This is a genomic window from Streptomyces sp. NPDC051963, assembly GCF_044593495.1.
In the GTDB taxonomy this organism is placed as follows: Bacteria; Actinomycetota; Actinomycetes; order Streptomycetales; family Streptomycetaceae; genus Streptomyces.
The window spans coordinates 51,962-69,136 of record NZ_JBIUCC010000002.1 but is presented as its reverse complement, the minus strand read 5'-3'; the positions used below and the strand labels follow the sequence as shown (position 1 = coordinate 69,136).

At 64.8% G+C, this 17,175-nt stretch carries 19 protein-coding genes and 1 pseudogene; 15 read left to right on the top strand and 5 right to left on the bottom strand.

What is annotated here, in order from left to right; translation table 11 throughout:
- Positions 1-31: 31 nt before the first annotated feature.
- Both ACIHFB_RS06860 and ACIHFB_RS06855 read right to left on the bottom strand, forming a co-directional pair.
- Positions 32-1,258 carry a multiprotein-bridging factor 1 family protein gene (locus ACIHFB_RS06860; RefSeq protein ID WP_400125711.1) on the bottom strand — a complete coding sequence of 409 codons (1,227 nt, stop codon included), beginning with the start codon at positions 1,256-1,258 and terminating at the stop codon, positions 32-34.
- Positions 1,259-1,556: 298 nt separating this feature from the next.
- Positions 1,557-1,784: a GntR family transcriptional regulator gene (locus tag ACIHFB_RS06855; protein WP_329276247.1), complete on the bottom strand. Its 228-nt coding sequence runs from the start codon at positions 1,782-1,784 to the stop codon at positions 1,557-1,559.
- A gap of 299 nt (positions 1,785-2,083) precedes the next feature.
- Here ACIHFB_RS06855 and ACIHFB_RS06850 point away from each other — a divergent pair, with 299 nt between their 5' ends.
- The 4 genes from ACIHFB_RS06850 to ACIHFB_RS06835 all read left to right on the top strand — a co-directional run bounded on the left by ACIHFB_RS06850 (position 2,084) and on the right by ACIHFB_RS06835 (position 3,225).
- The gene (locus ACIHFB_RS06850; protein ID WP_400125708.1) at positions 2,084-2,266 is read left to right on the top strand and encodes a hypothetical protein; all 183 of its coding nucleotides are present in this window, start codon (positions 2,084-2,086) and stop codon (positions 2,264-2,266) included.
- Complete coding sequence (locus tag ACIHFB_RS06845) at positions 2,263-2,490, top strand: hypothetical protein (protein ID WP_400125706.1); 228 nt, start codon at positions 2,263-2,265, stop codon at positions 2,488-2,490. Before ACIHFB_RS06850 ends, ACIHFB_RS06845 begins: the two co-directional genes overlap by 4 nt.
- Positions 2,487-2,759, top strand: a complete 273-nt coding sequence (locus ACIHFB_RS06840) for a hypothetical protein (RefSeq protein WP_400125704.1) — start codon at positions 2,487-2,489, stop codon at positions 2,757-2,759. Before ACIHFB_RS06845 ends, ACIHFB_RS06840 begins: the two co-directional genes overlap by 4 nt.
- Positions 2,760-2,946: 187 nt before the next feature.
- Positions 2,947-3,225, top strand: coding sequence for a hypothetical protein (locus ACIHFB_RS06835; protein ID WP_266762970.1), 279 nt, complete (start codon positions 2,947-2,949; stop codon positions 3,223-3,225).
- Between the two features lie 240 nt (positions 3,226-3,465).
- Here the strand turns inward: ACIHFB_RS06835 and ACIHFB_RS06830 are convergent, their stop codons facing one another.
- Positions 3,466-4,188: an HNH endonuclease gene (locus ACIHFB_RS06830; RefSeq protein WP_400126733.1), complete on the bottom strand. Its 723-nt coding sequence runs from the start codon at positions 4,186-4,188 to the stop codon at positions 3,466-3,468.
- A gap of 177 nt (positions 4,189-4,365) precedes the next feature.
- On the opposite strand from ACIHFB_RS06830, the gene ACIHFB_RS06825 reads away from it, so the two are divergent.
- The 7 genes from ACIHFB_RS06825 to ACIHFB_RS06795 all read left to right on the top strand — a co-directional run bounded on the left by ACIHFB_RS06825 (position 4,366) and on the right by ACIHFB_RS06795 (position 8,356).
- Positions 4,366-4,776 carry a hypothetical protein gene (locus ACIHFB_RS06825; RefSeq protein ID WP_400125703.1) on the top strand — a complete coding sequence of 137 codons (411 nt, stop codon included), beginning with the start codon at positions 4,366-4,368 and terminating at the stop codon, positions 4,774-4,776.
- 415 nt (positions 4,777-5,191) lie between these two features.
- Positions 5,192-5,719 carry a hypothetical protein gene (locus tag ACIHFB_RS06820; RefSeq protein WP_400125702.1) on the top strand — a complete coding sequence of 176 codons (528 nt, stop codon included), beginning with the start codon at positions 5,192-5,194 and terminating at the stop codon, positions 5,717-5,719.
- An 81-nt stretch (positions 5,720-5,800) separates the two neighbouring features.
- Complete coding sequence (locus ACIHFB_RS06815) at positions 5,801-6,031, top strand: hypothetical protein (protein ID WP_400125700.1); 231 nt, start codon at positions 5,801-5,803, stop codon at positions 6,029-6,031.
- Between the two features lie 221 nt (positions 6,032-6,252).
- Positions 6,253-6,624 carry a hypothetical protein gene (locus ACIHFB_RS06810; RefSeq protein WP_400125698.1) on the top strand — a complete coding sequence of 124 codons (372 nt, stop codon included), beginning with the start codon at positions 6,253-6,255 and terminating at the stop codon, positions 6,622-6,624.
- Positions 6,621-7,250 (top strand): hypothetical protein, encoded by a 630-nt coding sequence (locus ACIHFB_RS06805; RefSeq protein ID WP_400125696.1) that lies wholly within the window; start codon positions 6,621-6,623, stop codon positions 7,248-7,250. Before ACIHFB_RS06810 ends, ACIHFB_RS06805 begins: the two co-directional genes overlap by 4 nt.
- Before the next feature lie 3 nt (positions 7,251-7,253).
- A complete protein-coding gene (locus ACIHFB_RS06800) occupies positions 7,254-7,796 on the top strand; it encodes a hypothetical protein (RefSeq protein ID WP_400125695.1) in 543 nt (180 codons plus the stop codon).
- Positions 7,793-8,356: a hypothetical protein gene (locus ACIHFB_RS06795; protein ID WP_400125693.1), complete on the top strand. Its 564-nt coding sequence runs from the start codon at positions 7,793-7,795 to the stop codon at positions 8,354-8,356. Before ACIHFB_RS06800 ends, ACIHFB_RS06795 begins: the two co-directional genes overlap by 4 nt.
- 280 nt (positions 8,357-8,636) lie before the next feature.
- Here ACIHFB_RS06795 and ACIHFB_RS06790 read toward each other — a convergent pair whose 3' ends face one another.
- Both ACIHFB_RS06790 and ACIHFB_RS06785 read right to left on the bottom strand, forming a co-directional pair.
- Positions 8,637-8,816, bottom strand: a complete 180-nt coding sequence (locus ACIHFB_RS06790) for a hypothetical protein (RefSeq protein WP_400125691.1) — start codon at positions 8,814-8,816, stop codon at positions 8,637-8,639.
- A gap of 60 nt (positions 8,817-8,876) precedes the next feature.
- Complete coding sequence (locus ACIHFB_RS06785) at positions 8,877-10,277, bottom strand: hypothetical protein (RefSeq protein ID WP_400125689.1); 1,401 nt, start codon at positions 10,275-10,277, stop codon at positions 8,877-8,879.
- Between the two features lie 1,673 nt (positions 10,278-11,950).
- Between ACIHFB_RS06785 and ACIHFB_RS06780 the strand changes: the two genes are divergently transcribed.
- From ACIHFB_RS06780 to ACIHFB_RS06765, 4 genes and pseudogenes are all read left to right on the top strand, one after another.
- Complete coding sequence (locus ACIHFB_RS06780; protein ID WP_400125687.1) at positions 11,951-13,483, top strand: CBS domain-containing protein; 1,533 nt, start codon at positions 11,951-11,953, stop codon at positions 13,481-13,483.
- A gap of 294 nt (positions 13,484-13,777) precedes the next feature.
- Positions 13,778-14,920, top strand: coding sequence for a Fic family protein (locus ACIHFB_RS06775; protein WP_400125686.1), 1,143 nt, complete (start codon positions 13,778-13,780; stop codon positions 14,918-14,920).
- Between the two features lie 143 nt (positions 14,921-15,063).
- Positions 15,064-16,167: a DUF3375 domain-containing protein gene (locus ACIHFB_RS06770; RefSeq protein ID WP_400125684.1), complete on the top strand. Its 1,104-nt coding sequence runs from the start codon at positions 15,064-15,066 to the stop codon at positions 16,165-16,167.
- 49 nt (positions 16,168-16,216) lie between these two features.
- Positions 16,217-17,122, top strand: a pseudogene (locus tag ACIHFB_RS06765) (hypothetical protein); the annotation flags it as partial.
- Between the last annotated feature and the right edge of the window lie 53 nt (positions 17,123-17,175).

Sequence of the window (17,175 nt, the reverse complement as noted above, 5' to 3'; positions counted from 1 at the left end):
CGTCCATCACCTACGCACCACACCCACCCTGTCAGGCTGCGTGGTCAGCCAGCAGTGCCGCGACCTCTGGCACGTCGTCGTACTCACGGAGCCTGGCCAGCACGACGCGCACCCGTTCGGCTGTGCGCTCCGAGGCCACGTCTGCCGCTATGCGGATCACGCGCTCGGCCACGGCTGCCGCCTCTTCCGGCTCGTTCGCGTCAGCCAGCGCGATAGCGAGCCAGGACAGGTACAGCGCCATCTCTCGCGTGTGCGTGGCGTCGTAACCCGAGAGCACGTCACGGAGAAGGGGCACCGCTCGCAGCGGCCTACGCAGCTCCGTATAGACGCGCGACTCCATGACCTGTAGCTCACCCGCGTCTACCCAGTACAGGTAGTCGGGCGGCGGTTCGTCTCCCTCTCTGCCGCCGTCACCCCGGGCCAGCGCTTCCGACGCCTCGCCCAGCGCGCGCATGGCGGCACGTGCGTTCTCCGTCCCGCCCGCTTGCGTGTGCGCCCACGCGACGCGGTCCCAGTACAGAGCGCGAGCCTTACCCGGCGCGTCTTCTCCCGCGTCGTGGAGCGCAGCCTGAGCGAGCGTCAGGCCCTCGTCTGTCCGACCCGTGTTGCTCATCTGGTAGGCGAGCGAGCCAGCCAGGTTCCCGGCTAGCGTCATGTCCTCGGCCTGCTTGGCCGCGCTCAGACCGAGACGGTAGATCCGCTCGGCTTCCTCGTGCCGTCCGGCGTCGGACGCAATCCATCCGGCGATCTGTGCCAGCTCTCCGATCTGGACCAAGAGCGCACGGCCGACCTCTTCCGTGTGCGTGTTCTCGCGGTACAGACGGACGGTCTTCCTCAGCTCTCGCAGCGCGGGCCCGATGAGATCCCCGCCCGCTAGTACGTCGTCGGCGAGGCGTAGCCCGTGGACGCGCTTCTGTAGGTCCGTCACCTCTCCCACACCCACCCGACGAGGCGAGCGCACCGTGAGCAGACTGAGCGGGTCACCCTCGGGCAGGAAGTCATCCAGCGTCGGCACAGTCGGTTGGGTGTGGGACTTGCCGTCTCCGTCCAGCAGACGAGCCGCCAGCGCGACCACTTCGCCGCCCGCATCGAGTAAGCGATCCAGGCTCTCGGCCAGCTCAATGGACGGCAGTTGCTTGCCCGCGAGGACCCGCGACAGGAACGCGTGGTCGTAGTTCATCGCCCGCGACGCAGCGCGGATCGACATCCGCCGCTCCTTGAGCGCGGCTCTCACGCGCTGCCCGAACTCCCCGTTCATGGTGCCAGCGTAGACAGTCACCAGTCAGTCAACACCCAGTCACCGGAAGTGAAGGCTCCGAGCTTTCAGACTCGGACCATGAGCGAGCCGAAGCGATCACACAGTGCGCCGCTGGATCTGCCGGACCGTAGCGAGCAACTGGAGCCCACGCCGGTTGAAGGGTGCGCGGGTTGTGCCGAGTTGGCCAGCACGCGAGACCGCGCACGAGCGGGTGGCGACTACACCACGGTGTCCGACTGCAACGTCCTCATGGCCAGGCACCCGGACGGGCACTGAGTGACGATGACCGCGCAGGCCCTCAGTCCTTCGAGACGAACGAGCCTTGCCCCAGCACGGTGTAAAGCCGTCCTTCCTCGCGGAGGGCGGCCACGGCCTTCTGCACCGTGGACGGCGCTACCTCCATCTCGGCAGCCAGGTCATTCACGGCGGGGAAACGAGAGCCTTTCTCGTACTGGCCAGCGTCGAGACGGCGGCGCAGTTCCGCCGCGACCTGGGGCCATACGGGCTTGCTGCGGTCAAGATCCATACCTTCAAGCGTCCGCGTATCTGCGTCTTCACGCGACCGCGTATACGCGAATGCGCGTATGCTCGAAAGCGCAGGAGCTTGACAGCACGACCAGCACCGCCCCAACGGAAGACCCCCGCGACTGCGCGAACAGTCCGGGGGCGTGGCCGATCACCCAAGGAGTGACCGACGTGCGAAGCCTACTGGCAGTCCTTCTCTCGTGGCTCATGCCATCGACCGGCAAGCGCCGCGCTACCTCACCCGAGCCGACACCGCACACTCCCGCGGATTCTCCGACCATCGCTCTCCGCACGGTGGGTGTGGAACTTCCCTCGCACCGCTCCCCCCGTCCGCCCGCGTATCTGCGAGGCGAGGACACCCCACTCATCCGGCCGTACCTCCTCGCCTACGAGCGAGAGCAGGAGCGGCGACGACAGCGTGACCGGCGAACCGCCGCCACCCTCGCAACCCTCGGCATCGACTTCCACGGAGCGACGGCATGACCGACGTCGGACTACTTCAGGCGGGCGCTCTGGTGCGAGACACGGCCAGGAACCGCGTCGGCGAGTTCATGGGTAAGGCGGGCCCGTACGCGATGCTGCGCCCGCTCGGCGGTGGCCGTGAGTGGGAGGTGTCTCCGGATTACGTGGAGCCACTGAGCCCGGAAGAAGTCCTGTCCGAGAAAGTCAAGCGAGCCAACGCACAGAGCACTGGAGCCGTCCTGTGACCCGAGCCGTGTACCGCTTCGTAGACCACACGATCAACCACGCACCCGAGGGCGGGTACACGTTCGAGATCTTCTGTGTCACCCACGAGTGCGGTGAGGAGAGCGGCCCGCAGGGTGAGCAGAACGACGCCCAGGACTGGGCGCTGCGTCACACGGGCCGGACGGGTCACAACCTGTTCCGCCGTGTTGCCACCGACCACGCGAGGGTGACCCGAGCCGACCAGGAAGAGCACGAACGCCCGGCCGTCACGACAGACGGCACGGCCTAGCAACACCGCACGCGAGGGCGGGTGTGGGACGTCTCCTGTTCCACACCCGCCTTGGTCATCGAGAAGGCGAGGAGCCATGAGTCAGGATCACGATTCACCACGGAGTCCAGCCGAGACCCTACGGACGGCACTCGCAGATTTCCTAGCTTCGCCGTGTCAGCAAGACACGACGAACCAGGGAGACGAGATGACCCGCCAGCACTTCGACCACAGCAACTGCGAGCACGCCAGCACGAAGGCCGGGCGCGCTGCCTGCCGTAAGCAGATGCGAGCCGATGCACTGGGCGAGAGCGCCGCGAAGGCTCCGACCGCAGGGGTTGCGAAGGCACCCGCGAAGAAGGCTCCCGCCAAGCCCGCTGCCGCTCCGGCCGCGAAGAAGTCGCCCACCCGAGCGACCCCCGCGAAGAAGTCAACGCCCGCTCCCGCGAAGGCTGTCGAGCCGAAGGCCGACGACGCCGCGAAGTAGTCCAGCCCCAGCAGAGAAGCCCTCGGCTCACTGAGTCGGGGGCTTCTCGGCGTGCTCGCCGGCACACGCTGACCAGCGCGGATGTCTCATGAGAGCGGAAAGCGCTGTGCGCGCGTCTGGCGAGATCGGTTGCTGAGTGCGTGTCTTCTGTCGCTCGCGCTCTGTTGGGAGCCGAGAGACGCGATTCTGTCGCCCTAACGCACAAGAGAGCGCGTGACGCTCGATGCGTGCGACGCGAACTCACGTACTGGCAGCCTGAGTTACTGCGCCGCTGGCTGGTGTGGAACGGGGCGAGTGTTGGTTCCGACCTCGCCCCTTGGCAATCATGTCGGCCATGTTCTCGGCATGGGTGCCGACGCTCAGGTGATGGGGAGCCACGCATTCCCGCCGATCGCACGAGTGCATAACGACTTCCCCGCGCTCCAGCTCTCTCCCCCTCAGATGACCCATAAGCCAGCGGGTAGCTGTGAACTTCCGCTGCCGTCCGTTCTCCGTTACGTCGAACTCCCCATATCCCGAGCCGTTGATGTACCGCTTCCAGACCCAGCAGGCATCGGGCCCGGCTGACGTATCTACGTAGGACATGAACCGCTCATAGTCGCCCACGCCTCGGGTGTACGCCTGCTTTGCTCCGTTGGCTTTCCGGCAGAGATAGCGGGCCCGCTTGCTGTTCTCGTGGTCACATTCGGCATGAGGCCCACGACGGCCGCGCCCGGCCTCTGCCATGTCACGCATGTTGTCCGTCTGGGTACCGGGCTCCAAGTGGTCGGGACGAACACAGCCGGGAGTGTGGCACACATGCCGCGCCACCTCATCGGCGGCGAGTTCTCGCCCGAGAGCGTGGGCGAGTATCCAGCGGTGGGCAGCGTACTTCCTCCCATCCACCGTAAAGGTGCCGTATCCATTCCGGCCTAGCGAGTTCTTCCACACCCAGCATTCGCCCGACTTATCGACCAGGGACATGAACCGCTCGTAATGACGGTTAGCGTTCGACTTCATAAATCCAAGCTATACGCCGATTTGCGGCTTCCCCGCGAAGGCAGTCCATATGCGATTCCTTGCCGTTTTGTCAAGCATCTGTCATCATCAAATTGCCGACAAGCGATATGGAATTGCCCCGGATTAGAGGAGGAGGACAGCGTGGGTACTGCAAAGCAAGAGGCGGAATGGGATCGGGAAGCCGAGAAGACATACCGCCTTTGGCTGGCGGGTAACAACCGCTCGGCCATTGCCCGCTCCCTCGGAATCACCCGGGAAGTCGTGAACCGTCGTCTCGCTCGGGCTCGGAAGAACCTGGGTGAGGAAGCGCTCGCCGACATGCGTACGGACGTGGAAGCCAGCTTGGATGAGCTGATCCGACGTTCCTACGGCAACCTCAAGAGCGCCGAGACGGTGGCGGAGCGGAACGCGGTTATCCGCACCATCGCCGATCTCAAGATGAAGAAGTCCAAGCTCCTCGGTCTGGAGATGCCCGCGAAGGTCACATTGGAAATGGAGAAGGCGGTTGAGCTTCTGCACTTCCAGGGTGATCCGGTATGGGGGGATGAGTAATGCCTCTCATGTCGAGCCGGATTCTCCGCGAGCGCGCAGAGGCTGGTGTGGAAGTGTGCGTTGTTCACGGCCCGCCCTGCCCGAAGTACCCGGATCACCCGCTCCTGCGGGAGCGGAGCAAACTCGACATGGACGGGGTCGTGGTAATCCGCCGGACGGCAGAAAGCCCGCCCCCGTGTAAGCCTCGCAAGCTCTCGGATGAGCAGATCCGCCAGCGCTCGGAATGGGCGAAAGTGGTTCGTGAGGCTCGACTGAGGAAGGGTCTTCCCGACCCCACTCCGCCGTGGGAAAGGGAGCCTGACTCCAAGCTGGAGAAGAAGGTTCTCCAGGGTCGAGCCGAGCAAGCGCGGCAATTCGTGCCCGACACATTCCGCCGTACCACACCCCCCGCTTTCGAAGAAGAGGAGTAGGGACCATGACCGACAACAGGGCGGCACAGATCATGGCCACGATGCGCGGCGGGCGTGCCGACGTGACCACGAGTGAGCCGAAGGTCGACGCCACGACGCGTGAGATCCAGCGTCAGATGCGCGGCAGCACGGACTACAGCAGCGTCCACGAGGCCAACGCCAAGGGCCGCGAGGAGCACGAGCGCGACGTCCGCCGCCGTACCCGTGCGCTCGCCAACCAGGGCGTGCCGCACCCGGAGGCGACGGCCCGCGCACAGATCCAGCGCGAAGCCCGTGAGAGCGCGGAGCGCGACCGTCGGCAGCAGGTGTTCGAGGCCATGAGCCAGTCGTCCGAGCGTGAGCGCGAGCGGGTGAAGTGGGAGGCGCAGGCGAACCGGCCGGTGCGCCCCGGTGGTCTCCGCGAGCCGGGAGCCCCGTACGTCACGCCCGACGGGCAGACCGCGCGGCGTGACCGCGTCTCAGAACGTCTCATGGCCCAGGCCAACGGGACGGTCTGGAACCTCTACCAGCAGGAGCAAGCGGCAGGCGCGTAACCGCGCCGGCCGTTTGCACCACACACCCATTCCGCTCTCCCGAGTGGATGTCCAACCGCGTAACGAAAGGTAGGCCCAGCAATGGCCAACATCACGATGGATCTCCAGGACTTCAACGCGCTCATGGCGCTGGGCACTTCCAGCCGTGGCGCCCTGTTCCTGGACCTCTACAACACCGGCCGTACGAAGGCGGGAGCGTCCACCGCGTCCGGCCCGGACAGCGTCGTCATCGCTCCGACCACGCCCGGCACGACCGCGCTGGAGCCCACCGTCGTGACCCGCGTGAAGTCGGCCATCGCCGCCGCCGCGTAGGCACACAGACCGGCTGGTGTGGGAGAGGTCCCCGGGGACTTCTTTACCTTCCTTCACCCCGCGCGGGGGACGACCCAGCTTTCCCACACCAGCCTCTGAACTCCCGGTCCCTGATTGTCGTCGGCCAGCCGGGAATGAGCGGTGGGTGTGGTACACGGGCATCCCTTTACCCGTACCACGCCCGCCGCTTTCTCTTATCCGAATCCGCGGGAGGTGTTGAGATGGCAGCGAAGAGACCCGGCAAGTATCACCACTTTGTCGACGGCGAGATCCACGAACTCACAGACCAGGAGATCTGGGAACTCATCCGTGGGGATTACCAGGATCTCAAGGTGGTTCTACGGGCGTATGCGAAACGTCACGGCCTCACCCTCTCTGTGGTTCGGATTCCTGACGACGGTCTCCGCTTCCGTATGCATGAAGAGGGAGACGACCTCTCTGCCTATCTCCCGCCCGAGCTGTTGGAGAGGGAGGAGGGTCTGTGGCTCACTACTCCGCGCCGGTCCGCGACAGTCCACGCGGAATGTGACCACCCCAAGACCTCGCGGCAGCGGCAGCTCTGCCGCGCACTGCGCCCGACGGATACGCCATGACCGAGCTTGACCCTGAACTCCTGGAATGGGTCCGCGACTTCATCGAGGAGAAGGAACGGGTCACGGTCGATGACGTCCGGCGAGAGTTCTTTCCCGACGAGATGGGCGCTCCGTACCCGTACCTGGATCGGCTCGTCGCCGACCGCGTCATCGAGTACAGGGCACGCCAGCAGGTTTATGAGTGGGCCTACCGCGCCAAGCCTCGCCCCAAGACTGAGCCAGTTCCCGAACCGAAGCCGAAGGTGGAACCGGTTCCCGAACCGAAGGCGGAACCAGTGAAGGTGTGGCGTCCTCCCGCCAGGACATTTGCTGACGGCGAGGTTCATGAACTGACCTGGAGCGAGATTCACGAGCGGTTTGGGTTTGGGGATTTTCGCGGGTTCCGAAACTGGCTTCGCGGTCACGCTCGCAGGCGTAGCCCCATGCAGCTCTCGATCCAACAGACCGAGACTGGCGTGAGGTTCTGCATGGGCTTGCCCCCGTTGAAGTGGATGGCCCCGGGGAAGGGAGGGTGGAGGCGGCAGCCTGGCCACCCGGAAATCTCCACCAGGAATGTGCATAAGGATTGCACTCACCCACACACTCCCGACGAACGTCTGAAGTGCCGGAAGCGCAAGGCAGGCTGAGCCATGAACGAGCTGGACCCTGAACTCAAAGGCCGTGTCCTGGAGTTCGTTTGGGACAAGCGGTGGGTAAATCACGGGCGCATCGCTCGGGAGTTCTTCTCCGATGACCCGGACGCTGCCACTCTCTATCTCGACTGGCTCAAGTCCGAGGGTGAGATCCTCAAGGTGGTTAACAGCTCGGGTCAGATCACTTGGCGCCCAACCGCCCAAGCGACCGCCGGTCCCATCATCCCGGTCAGATGGAAGCAATACGCAGACGGCAAGACCCATACTCTCAGCGAGGACGAGATCCGCGAGAAGTACGGGATCAGCATTCCTCAGTTCCGCCGCCGCCTGAGCTTCACGCAACCCGCAAGGTCATGGCGGGTCTCCTCCAGTACAGAGAACGGCACCGTTCAATTCCGCATCGAGCCTGACGGCTTCGAGTCCAGGAGTCCGAGCAAGAAACAGCGGAATCGGAATCCTGTGTCTCACTTCCACTGCGATCACCCGAATACCTGGACAGACCGGAACACTTGCGCGCGGAAGAAGCGGGCGAGGCTATGACCCTGGCCCCTCCGTTCCGCGCCTCTGTCCCGTGGCTTGACGACGCCATCGCGGAGTTGGAGGCAGACGGCTATGCACCACACCAGCCCGAGACGCAGCCTGCACACTCCTGGGATAACCCTCCGTGGAATCCGACCGAGGTCACCATCCGCATCCGGGACTACGTGACGCGGGAGTTCGAGGAGGGTGTGGCCGGTAACCGCGATTCCCTGCCCAGCACTTACGACGTGGCCAAGGCTTGCATCCGTGGAGCGGGCAATGCCAAGTCGTGTCGGCTGGCAACGCGCCATCTCCGCCTTCTGGCAATGGTGGGTGAGGTCACCCGCATCCGCGATCCAGAAGACAAGCGCTGGCACCACACGTTCTGGGCTCTGCCCGACTCAGGGCGGGAAGTGGGTGACAGCAGCATCCCGTTAGCCGTGGCCGTGTCCGGCCTCCCCAGGAACGTCGTGATGCGGGGCTCTCAGATTGACCACCGAGGGTGCGATCACCCACTCACGAGAGCCGACCGTGAACGCTGCCGCCGCGAATGGATGTACATGGACGTGAGCGACCTTTAGCCCTGAGACCATGACGACCACTGGTCTCGGGGCTTTCTGGTGGAATCGCTCTGTGCGCCGCTCGGGCGCTCTCTCGTCTCGCGCGTCTCTCTGTGTCGGCGAGCACTGCTCAGCGCCGTACGGGCGCTTCTGAGCGTCCTAACGCGCGCTCTCGCGTCACGACTCAGCGCGCATACTCAGCGGCGCACACCACTGAGCCCCAAGACCGATGGTCGTTACGGTCTCGGGGCTCAGTGGTGGGCCTAGGCAAGGTGCTGATCCAGCCTCAGTTCCAACCGGGTCAGCACGTCGGGGAGGCTGACGGGGCGCGAGAGAAGTCCAGGTATGTCGGAGGGTCGGGAGGAAGCCCCCACGACTTGCGCTCCTCCCTCATCAGCCGGAGAGCCAGTTCGGCGTACTCCGGCCCGTATTCCATCGTGAGGAGTTTCTTCCCCTCCTCGCGGATTTCCTTCCAGGTCACTTGACGCTCCTTGCGGTCGAGTCGACTTACCGAACACGCTAATACCTCCTTTGCGGCTCATCAATCTGAGGTTTCTATCGAGATCACGTCATCATCCACGGTGATCAGGTGGTCTTTCTTGAGGGCGCTCAACTGGGTACGCACATTCCCGAGGCTGTATCCGGCAGCCTTCATCTTCTCGTTGAAGTCCTCGCGGTCGATGACACCCGCCTCACGAATGATGCGCAGGGCTTCACTGCGCGCGCTCTTGCGCTGCGTCTGCTCGGTGACGCTCTCGTTCGCCTTTAGGGGCGCGTGAGCACTGATTAGGACGTCGATGCGCTCAGCGTCGCGCGTACTATCGAGAACGACGTAGGCGACGTCCTCAGCGTCATCGAAGGGCACTTCGCCGTTGTTGTCCTTGCTGAGCACGAGAGCGGAGTAACCCTTGGTGCCCTTCCGCGACTTGGCGCGTGAGGTCATTAGGTACTTCACACCCTGGGTGTAGTGCTGCTTCCGGCGCGAGCCGGACTCCCGCGTTTTCTCGGTGTTGCCGATGTGGTCAATGGTCAGGCCGGTGACGCTCGGGTTCGTCTCCTGGTACGGGTAAAAGTACCGCTTGGCCATCTTGTCGATAGCGGAGCTGTCGTTGGTGGTGTTCCAGTCGTTGTGCCCCAAGCACGGGTCGACCGCGTCGATGACGACCAAGCCGACTCGGAGGGTGTGGGACTGGGCCTCGTCCGGACGGTCGTAGACGTGGAAGTACGCGGCAACCCTGGCTTCCTCCACACCCATCGCAGTCAGGCGAGCGCGGAGGCTGGAACCCAACATGGCTTCGAAGTTCAGCCAGATCACGTGTTCGCCGCGTTCGATGAACTCTCGGGCCAGTGCGAGCGCCAGCCAGGTCTTACCGGCCGAGCGGTCGCCGAAGATCGAGTTCACCACGCTGTCGTAGAACAGGTGGGAGATCTTCCCGCCGCCCAGCACCGCGCCAACCGTCAGGGAACAGCCCGCGCTCTCGGCGCTCTGGTCGTCGCCGAACATCTCAGCCGACCGCTGGGCCAACGCGTCCCGGATACGCCAGCCGGGCGGCAGCGTCGGGCACACCTCGTACTCCCGGACACCGAGGCCGAGTTGGGCAGGATTGAGGGGGCGGTTCAGCTTGATGTCGTCCAGGTAGCCCGCCGCGTAGAGGTCCTGGGCGAACTTCTGCTCCGCCTCCGAGGCCGGGTCCTCGTCGTACGACTCTTCCCAGTTGGCACGCTCGGCTTCGTACTTCGCCAGCGCCTCGCGGTACCACTTGCGGTCGGCGGTCGCCTGCTCGGCTACTCGCTCGTCCTCGGGCATCTCGAAGTCCTGGAGGACCTCATCGACCGTGCGGTAGGTCGTGCCGTTCATCGAGAAGGGAAGGCGATCCCAGACCTCGCCGAGCCATTCGCGCTGGCCCGGAGAGAGGTCTTCGGTGGGGATGGTGTGGGCCATTGCTCAGCTCTCCTTGACCTCGCGGCGGGTGGTGTCCTCGCAGTAGCGCCACTCGGTCGGATTCTGCGCGTGGTCGCAGCCGGCGTGACGTGTCTCAGCGCGGCACTTCCAACGGGCGCATTTCGTATCCGAGTGCTCACAGATCTTATGGGTAAGCTGCTCCGCCATTTCCCTTTACTCCTCTTCACGGATTCTCTGCGATCACTGTATTTCACGGAAACTCCGTGCCGAAAGGCAGTCGAGGGAGCTTGAGCGATGGCGGGTTGAAAGTGTGACACAGATCACATGAGCGCGCCCGACCTGCACGGATGTCGAAATTGAGGTAGTGGATGTATAAGCCACTTATCAGGCGTACCTTTCGCGCGACTACGGACAGTGAGAGGGGAGGACTTTCACGAGACGAGGATGGCATAGCCTCTGAACCACACCAGCCGAGAGGGGGCGACGTGACGGACAGGGAGATAGCCCGCGTGATGAATGCATGGGTGGAGTGGGACCTAATGGATAGGCTCCAGTGGGGGCCATTGGAATTCAAAAACGCGCCACGTGAGGACATCGTGGATAGCGAGGGCTGGTGGGGTTAGTCGCCCTACTCGCGCGACAGGGGATGAGAGCCCTACGGGCGTTGGTTGCCCTACTCGCGTACGCCTGCGCGCGCGTCGTGAACTCCTCTTGTTGATCATGTGCTGTCGATGCCGAGTGTGCTCACTTACGTGAGCACTCGATCGAGCACCGTCACAGACACGTTATGACGGTCCTGATCTGCGTAAATGACCGTCACAGAGCTTTGTGACGCTGTGACGGTGTGACGGTGCGTGGACGTCACTGTGACGTCACAGACGGCGTTTGTGACGGCGTTTGTGACGGTGCTACTCGGAGCGTCTGTGACGGTGTTCTGTGACGGTCGATGATCTTGAGGCGGAAGTGGTCGACGCAGCCTGACGCGTGCGCGAGTTGGCGAAGGGTGTGGGGCATGAGTCGTCCGCGTCGTGTGGGTCTGGGAGGTAGGGCCCTGGTCGTGTGTACGCGAGTGGGGTGGAGACTCCCCCCGGAAAGGGCAGGCTGGACGGCCAGGAGTGCGCTCGACGGAAGCGGCAGTCTGGCCGCTCAGATTCACACGTCCCACCTGGGCCATGTCGTGCAGTGGGCAAAGAGATACGCAGGGTGGGCAGCGTTTGACCCTGCGTGTCTCCGCTGCTTAACGTGGTGATGTCACAGTGAATATGGGCACGTTGGGCAATAAGGCTTCTAAGCGCTTGGCCGCAGGTTCGAGTCCTGCCGGGGGCGCACATTTATGCAGGTCAGAGCCGCTTTTATCCCTTCACGAGATCAGCCGTGGAGGGTTTTTTCGGCGCCCGAGAGGCCATTTTGCCCCGATTCGCACCCCTGAATCAGGCTCCGGGTCCCATATACGCCCCCCAGTTCGGATGTCGTTCCACGGTCAGTCACCGTCTGCGGGCGAGTAATGCCTGGTCAGAACCATTCTGACGGCCCATTGGGAAAACATAGAGCAGGCGACAAAACGGCACCTGCTCTCTTCCGGCCTCCCTCACTCTTGGCTCGAAGTTCCCCGCGCCGGATGGCCCCAGGGCGACGCAGAAGTACATTCGGAGCCTCCAATGAGCCGCGCGGTAGAAACGCGGCTGTTGGGCAACGTGAGGGCGGGGGGAGCCGTGGTCAGGGCTTGGACGGTCCGTGGGGGCCAGCTCGGAGAGCGCGAGGAGCAGGCGCTTGACGAGGGCGTGGTGATCGCAGGCTGGGAGGAGGCCGGCGACCTCAGCGGCTGCGGATCGATCGCCGACGTGGGGGAGATTCTCGCGCGGGCCTATCCCGACGGGGCTCCTGGCACCGTGGACAACTGGAAGCACCAGTTGTGGCGGTTCATCACGATGGAGACCGGAGATCTGGTCGTGATGCCCCGTAAGCACTTGCCCGTCGTCGCCGTCGGGCGGCTGACCGGAGGGTACGAGTACCGCAGCGAGGCCGCTCCTGGTTTCCGCCACACACGCAAGGTCGAGTGGGTACGCCCGCGCGTGGAGCGTGCCGCGATCGGAGGTGACCTCCGGGACAGCATCGGCGCGTTTCTGACCGTGAGTGAACTGCGGCGCCGTGACGCGGCGCACCGCGTCGAGACACTCGCGCAGACCGGCGTCGACCCGGGCTACAAGGGTGCTGTCGAACCGCCTTCGAGCCCCGAGGCGCTGGAGCGGGACGTCCAGGAGGAGGGCACCCGTCAGCTGACCGCCCGGGACCTCATCGGCCTGTGGGGCTGGCAGCGGCGCACCGGTGATGTCATCGACCTCGTCGACCGGGAACTGGCCACTCGTGGTCTGCGCGTCTCCCCGCACTTCACAGAGGTCCAGCTCGACGGTCTGGTCACTGTTTCCGCTCAACACACCACGCTGACCGGAGAGACGGCTCAGGACCTCCCGGGAACGGATACCGGCCAGGCGTCCACACATGGCTCGAGCGAAGATCTGAGCCGCCACTGGCGTATCGGCAGTCTGCCGTTCGCCCGCGAGGTGGTCACGGTCGGCTACGACGAGCCGCTCAGCCGCGCCATCACGCGCATGGTTCAGGGAGATTTCTCCCAGCTGCCGGTGGTGAACCGCAGCAACGTGCTGCGCGGGGTCGTCACCTGGGAGAGCATCGCCCGCGCTCAGTTGGGCCGCCGGGGAGAGACGATCGCCGCGGCGCTGGACCCCCATCCGCACACCGCACAGGAACAGGAAGAGCTGTTCGTCCGCATCGACGACATCCAGCGCCATGGCTTCCTGATCGTCACCGACGGCGACAACCTGGTCCTCGGCATCCTCACCGCGTCCGACCTGGCCGATCAGCTCAGGCTCCGGGTGGAACCTTTCATCCTCCTCGGCGAGGCGGAGCGGCGGCTGCGGCGCCTCACCGACCGCCTGCCCGTGGACGACCTGCCCACCGGGTCGGGGGTGCGCAGGACTCGCGCGGCGGGCAAGTACCTCACCCTCGGCCAGTACCCGGAGGTTCTCAGAGACGATGTGTGCTGGGCCAGGCTGGGGTGGCCGTACGAGCAGGACGACCTTGTCCGCCGCATCACCGCCGTCAAGGACTACAGGAACGAACTGGCCCACTGGGACATGGACGCCCCTGAGACGAAGACCGAAGCCCTGACGGAGACCAAGCAGCTTCTGAGTCTGCTCAAGCTGATCGACCACGATCCAAGGCCGTGAGCAGGTAGGTCACCGCGGGCCTGGCGCACACCTCACGCCTCCGGGTTCACCTCGGCGTTCAGGTCCAGGGAAATTCCGGCGTGCTGCACGAATGCGACTTCTTGATCCTCCCTGCGAGACGAGGCGGCGCTCTCACGGCAAATCCGGATGACTCCCCGCGGCAACAAGTGCCTGCTGGCCATCGAGTTCGCGAGGCGTACAAGATCTTCCTCGGCAAGAACGCCCCGTCGACCGTGATCTGACGACACACGCCACCAGCTTGACTCAATGACACAATTATCGTGTCATTGAGTGATGCTGTACGTGACACCTGCCCTGGACTCCGACGATCTGCGCGTCCTCGACGAGATCGAGGCCATGCGCCGAGCCCTGCGACACATGCTCCGAGCCACTCCTCGCTGGACCCGCCAGCTGCGCCGCAACCTCACCGCCCGTGCGATCGCAGGGTCGAACACCATCGAGGGTTACGCCGCGACTGTGGACGACGTGGAAGCCCTCATGTCCGGCGAAGAACCGCTGGAGACCGGAGAGAAGACGCGTGCCGAGTTGGAGGGCTACCAGCGTGGCATGACCTACATCCAGGCCCTCGCCGACGCCGGTGACGACTTCCGCTACGACGCCGGCCTGCTCAACAGCCTGCACTTCATGCTCCAGGGACACCACCTCGACAAGCGCCCCGGCCGCTGGCGCGACGGTCCCGTCTACGTCACCAGCCCCGACGACCCCCTGGTACCTGCCTACACCGCTCCGGACCAGGCAGACGTTCCCGCTCTGATGTCGGAGTTCATCGACTGGCTCAACGAGGGCGACCTCGACGCCCCTGTCCACGTACGCGCTTCCATGGCCCACCTCAACCTCGTCAAGATCCACCCGTGGAAGGACGGCAACGGACGCATGTCCCGTGCCCTGTCCACCTTGGTGTTCTCCCGCGAGGCCCTGGTGCCACCCGAGTTCTCCTCCATCGAGGAGTGGCTCGGCCGGGGGCAGAACACCTACGCCTACTACCAGGTCCTGGAGGACGTAGGCGGCCCGCACTGGAGCCCCGAACGGGACACCCGCCCCTGGATCCGGTTCTGCCTGACCGCCCACCACCGCCAAGCCCAACAAGCCCAGCGGCGCTTCGACGTGATGTCCCGCGCCTGGACCCACCTGGTCGAAGCCGTCGAAGCAACGGGCCTGGACGAGCGCGTCGTCTACGCCCTGCTGCCCGCCTTCTCGGACGCGAAGGTCCGCCGCACGGTCTACCAGCAGGACGCGGACCTGAGCGACCAACAGGCCATCCGAGACATCCGCGAACTGGTCGCCCGTGGTTGGCTCGTTCCCCACGGCAAGGGCCGCGCCCGCTATTACGCGCCCGGTCCACTCATGGATCCAGTTCGCGAAGAGGTCCGCCAGTCCATGGAGCCGTACGCCGACCCGTACAGACGGAAGCGGTGACCCACTCCCCCTCGAACACCTGCCCGTAATGGCGAATCTGCTGGTCAACAGCGGTTCCGCCCTCGTTGTCAGTGGCGCCTTCTACCGTGCATTCGTGGGTACCGAACCACTTGAGCACGTGACGGGGATCTGGGGGCGGGTGCATGGAGTACGACGACGTGGTGCGGCTGCGCAAGCACCACCCGGCGTGGCGGCTGCTGCGGGCGGAGAACGCGGCGCTCATCCTGAGCTTCTTCGACAAAGTCTTCGTGGAGCAAGGGATCCGTTCGATCTCCGGCGTGGAGTTGGCCGACCGGCTGGACGACGAGCTGTACACACTGAACGACCGGCTCGGGGAGCAGACGTTCCCCAAGTCCGCGAAGGCGTACCTGGACGACTGGTCGGCCACGCAGGCGGGCTGGCTGCGCAAGTACTATCCGCCGGATTCGGACGAGCCACACTACGACGCAACACCCGCCGTGGAGAAGGCCGTCGCCTGGGTCCACTCGCTGGAGGCCCGTTCCTTCATCGGCACGGAGTCGCGGCTCAATACCGTCTGCGAGCTCCTGCGGCAGATGAAGTTCGGTGCCGAGAGTGATCCGGAAGCACGGCTTGAGGAGCTGAAGCGGCGGCGTCTGGAGCTCGATGAGGAGATTGCTCGTGTCGAGCACGGCAATGTGTCGGTACTCGACCGGGCAGGGCTGAGAGACCGGTACCAGCAGGTGACCGCGACCGCTCACGAGTTGCTGGCCGACTTCCGTGAGGTCGAGGCGAACTTCCGAGACCTGGACCGGGAGCTACGTCAGCGAATCGCTGTGTGGAACGGAGCCAAGGGTGAACTGCTCGACGATGTCCTGGGCAGCCGGGAGAGCATCGCGGAGTCGGACCAGGGTCGCAGCTTCCAGGCGTTCTACGACTTCCTGCTGTCCTACCGGCGCCAGGAAGAACTGAAGCAGTTGCTGGCCGAGGTCGAGGCCATGGACGCGATCGGCGAGCCCGATCCACGGATGCGCCGCATGCCCCACGCCTGGCTGGATGCCGCCGAACGCACACAGGCGACGGTGCGGCAGCTGTCCGAGCAGCTGCGCCGGTTCCTTGACGACCGCGTCTGGTCGGAGGACCGCCGCGTCATGGAGTTGATGAGCGGCATCGAGGCGCGCGCCGCCACCCTGCAGGACATGAGCCCATCACGACGGAGCGCCCGGTCAACGGCGCGACATCCTTGCCGTCGACGCCGCACGCCACCAGCAGTGGGAGCTGGTCGCTGAGTTGTCACGGGAGACGCTGTGGGGGATCCGTTGGACAGCCGGCCGTGACATGCCCATGGGTCTCCTGGCAACGCTCACCGGGCACCGCGGCAAAATCTGGGACCTGACGACTCTCGTGATTCAGGGACGCTTCCACGCTTTGACAGCCAGCGAGGACGGGACGGCAAGGTTGTGGGATCTGGATTCGGCGACGACGACACACGAACTCGGTGACCACGGATCTCCGGTGGGCTGTGTAGTCGCAGGAGAAGCCGATGGCGCATACGTCGCGGTGACAGGTTGCGATGACGGAGTTCTCCGAGGGTGGGATCTGATCACCGGACGCTGCCTCTGGACGAGGCAAGCCCACAAGGGTCCTATCTGGTCGATGACGACGGTGCGGCACAGGGATGTTCTCTCAGTAGCGAGCGCCGGTGAAGATCGTGTCATCCGCTACTGGGAACTCGCCACTGGCGCACCGTCGTCCGCCACAGCGCTTACCGCCATCAATGGTGCAGTGTGGCGGCTTTCCCGTATCACCGTCGACGGTCTGGGTGACTGCGTCGTCGCCTGTTGCGACGATTGGGTCAAGGTTCTGACCGTCCGAGGCGATGAGGTGGATCTGCCCCAAACCACGAGGGAGAGGATGACTTGCTACCGATACCTCGACTTGGGGGACGGTCCTGAGCCGGTCTCGGGCGACGCGGAAGGCACCGTGTGGACCGGCGCGGAAATCACCGAAATGCTGGATGAGGGAGGACACGCCGATGCCGTCACCGATCTCACCGCCGTATCCCTGTCGGGTTCCCATCACATTCTCAGTGCGAGCAGAGACGGCACCGCACGGCTGATCGAAACAACCCCGCCCTGGCGTCGGCGTCAGGTCGCCGGTCACTCCACGGCGATCACGCGCATGGCAGTCGTTCCCGAAGCTCACCCTGCGAGCCTCCTCACGGCAAGCGAGGGCGGTACCGTCCGTGTCTGGGACGTGGCCGCGCCCACGGTTTCACAGCGCTATCCGGGCATACA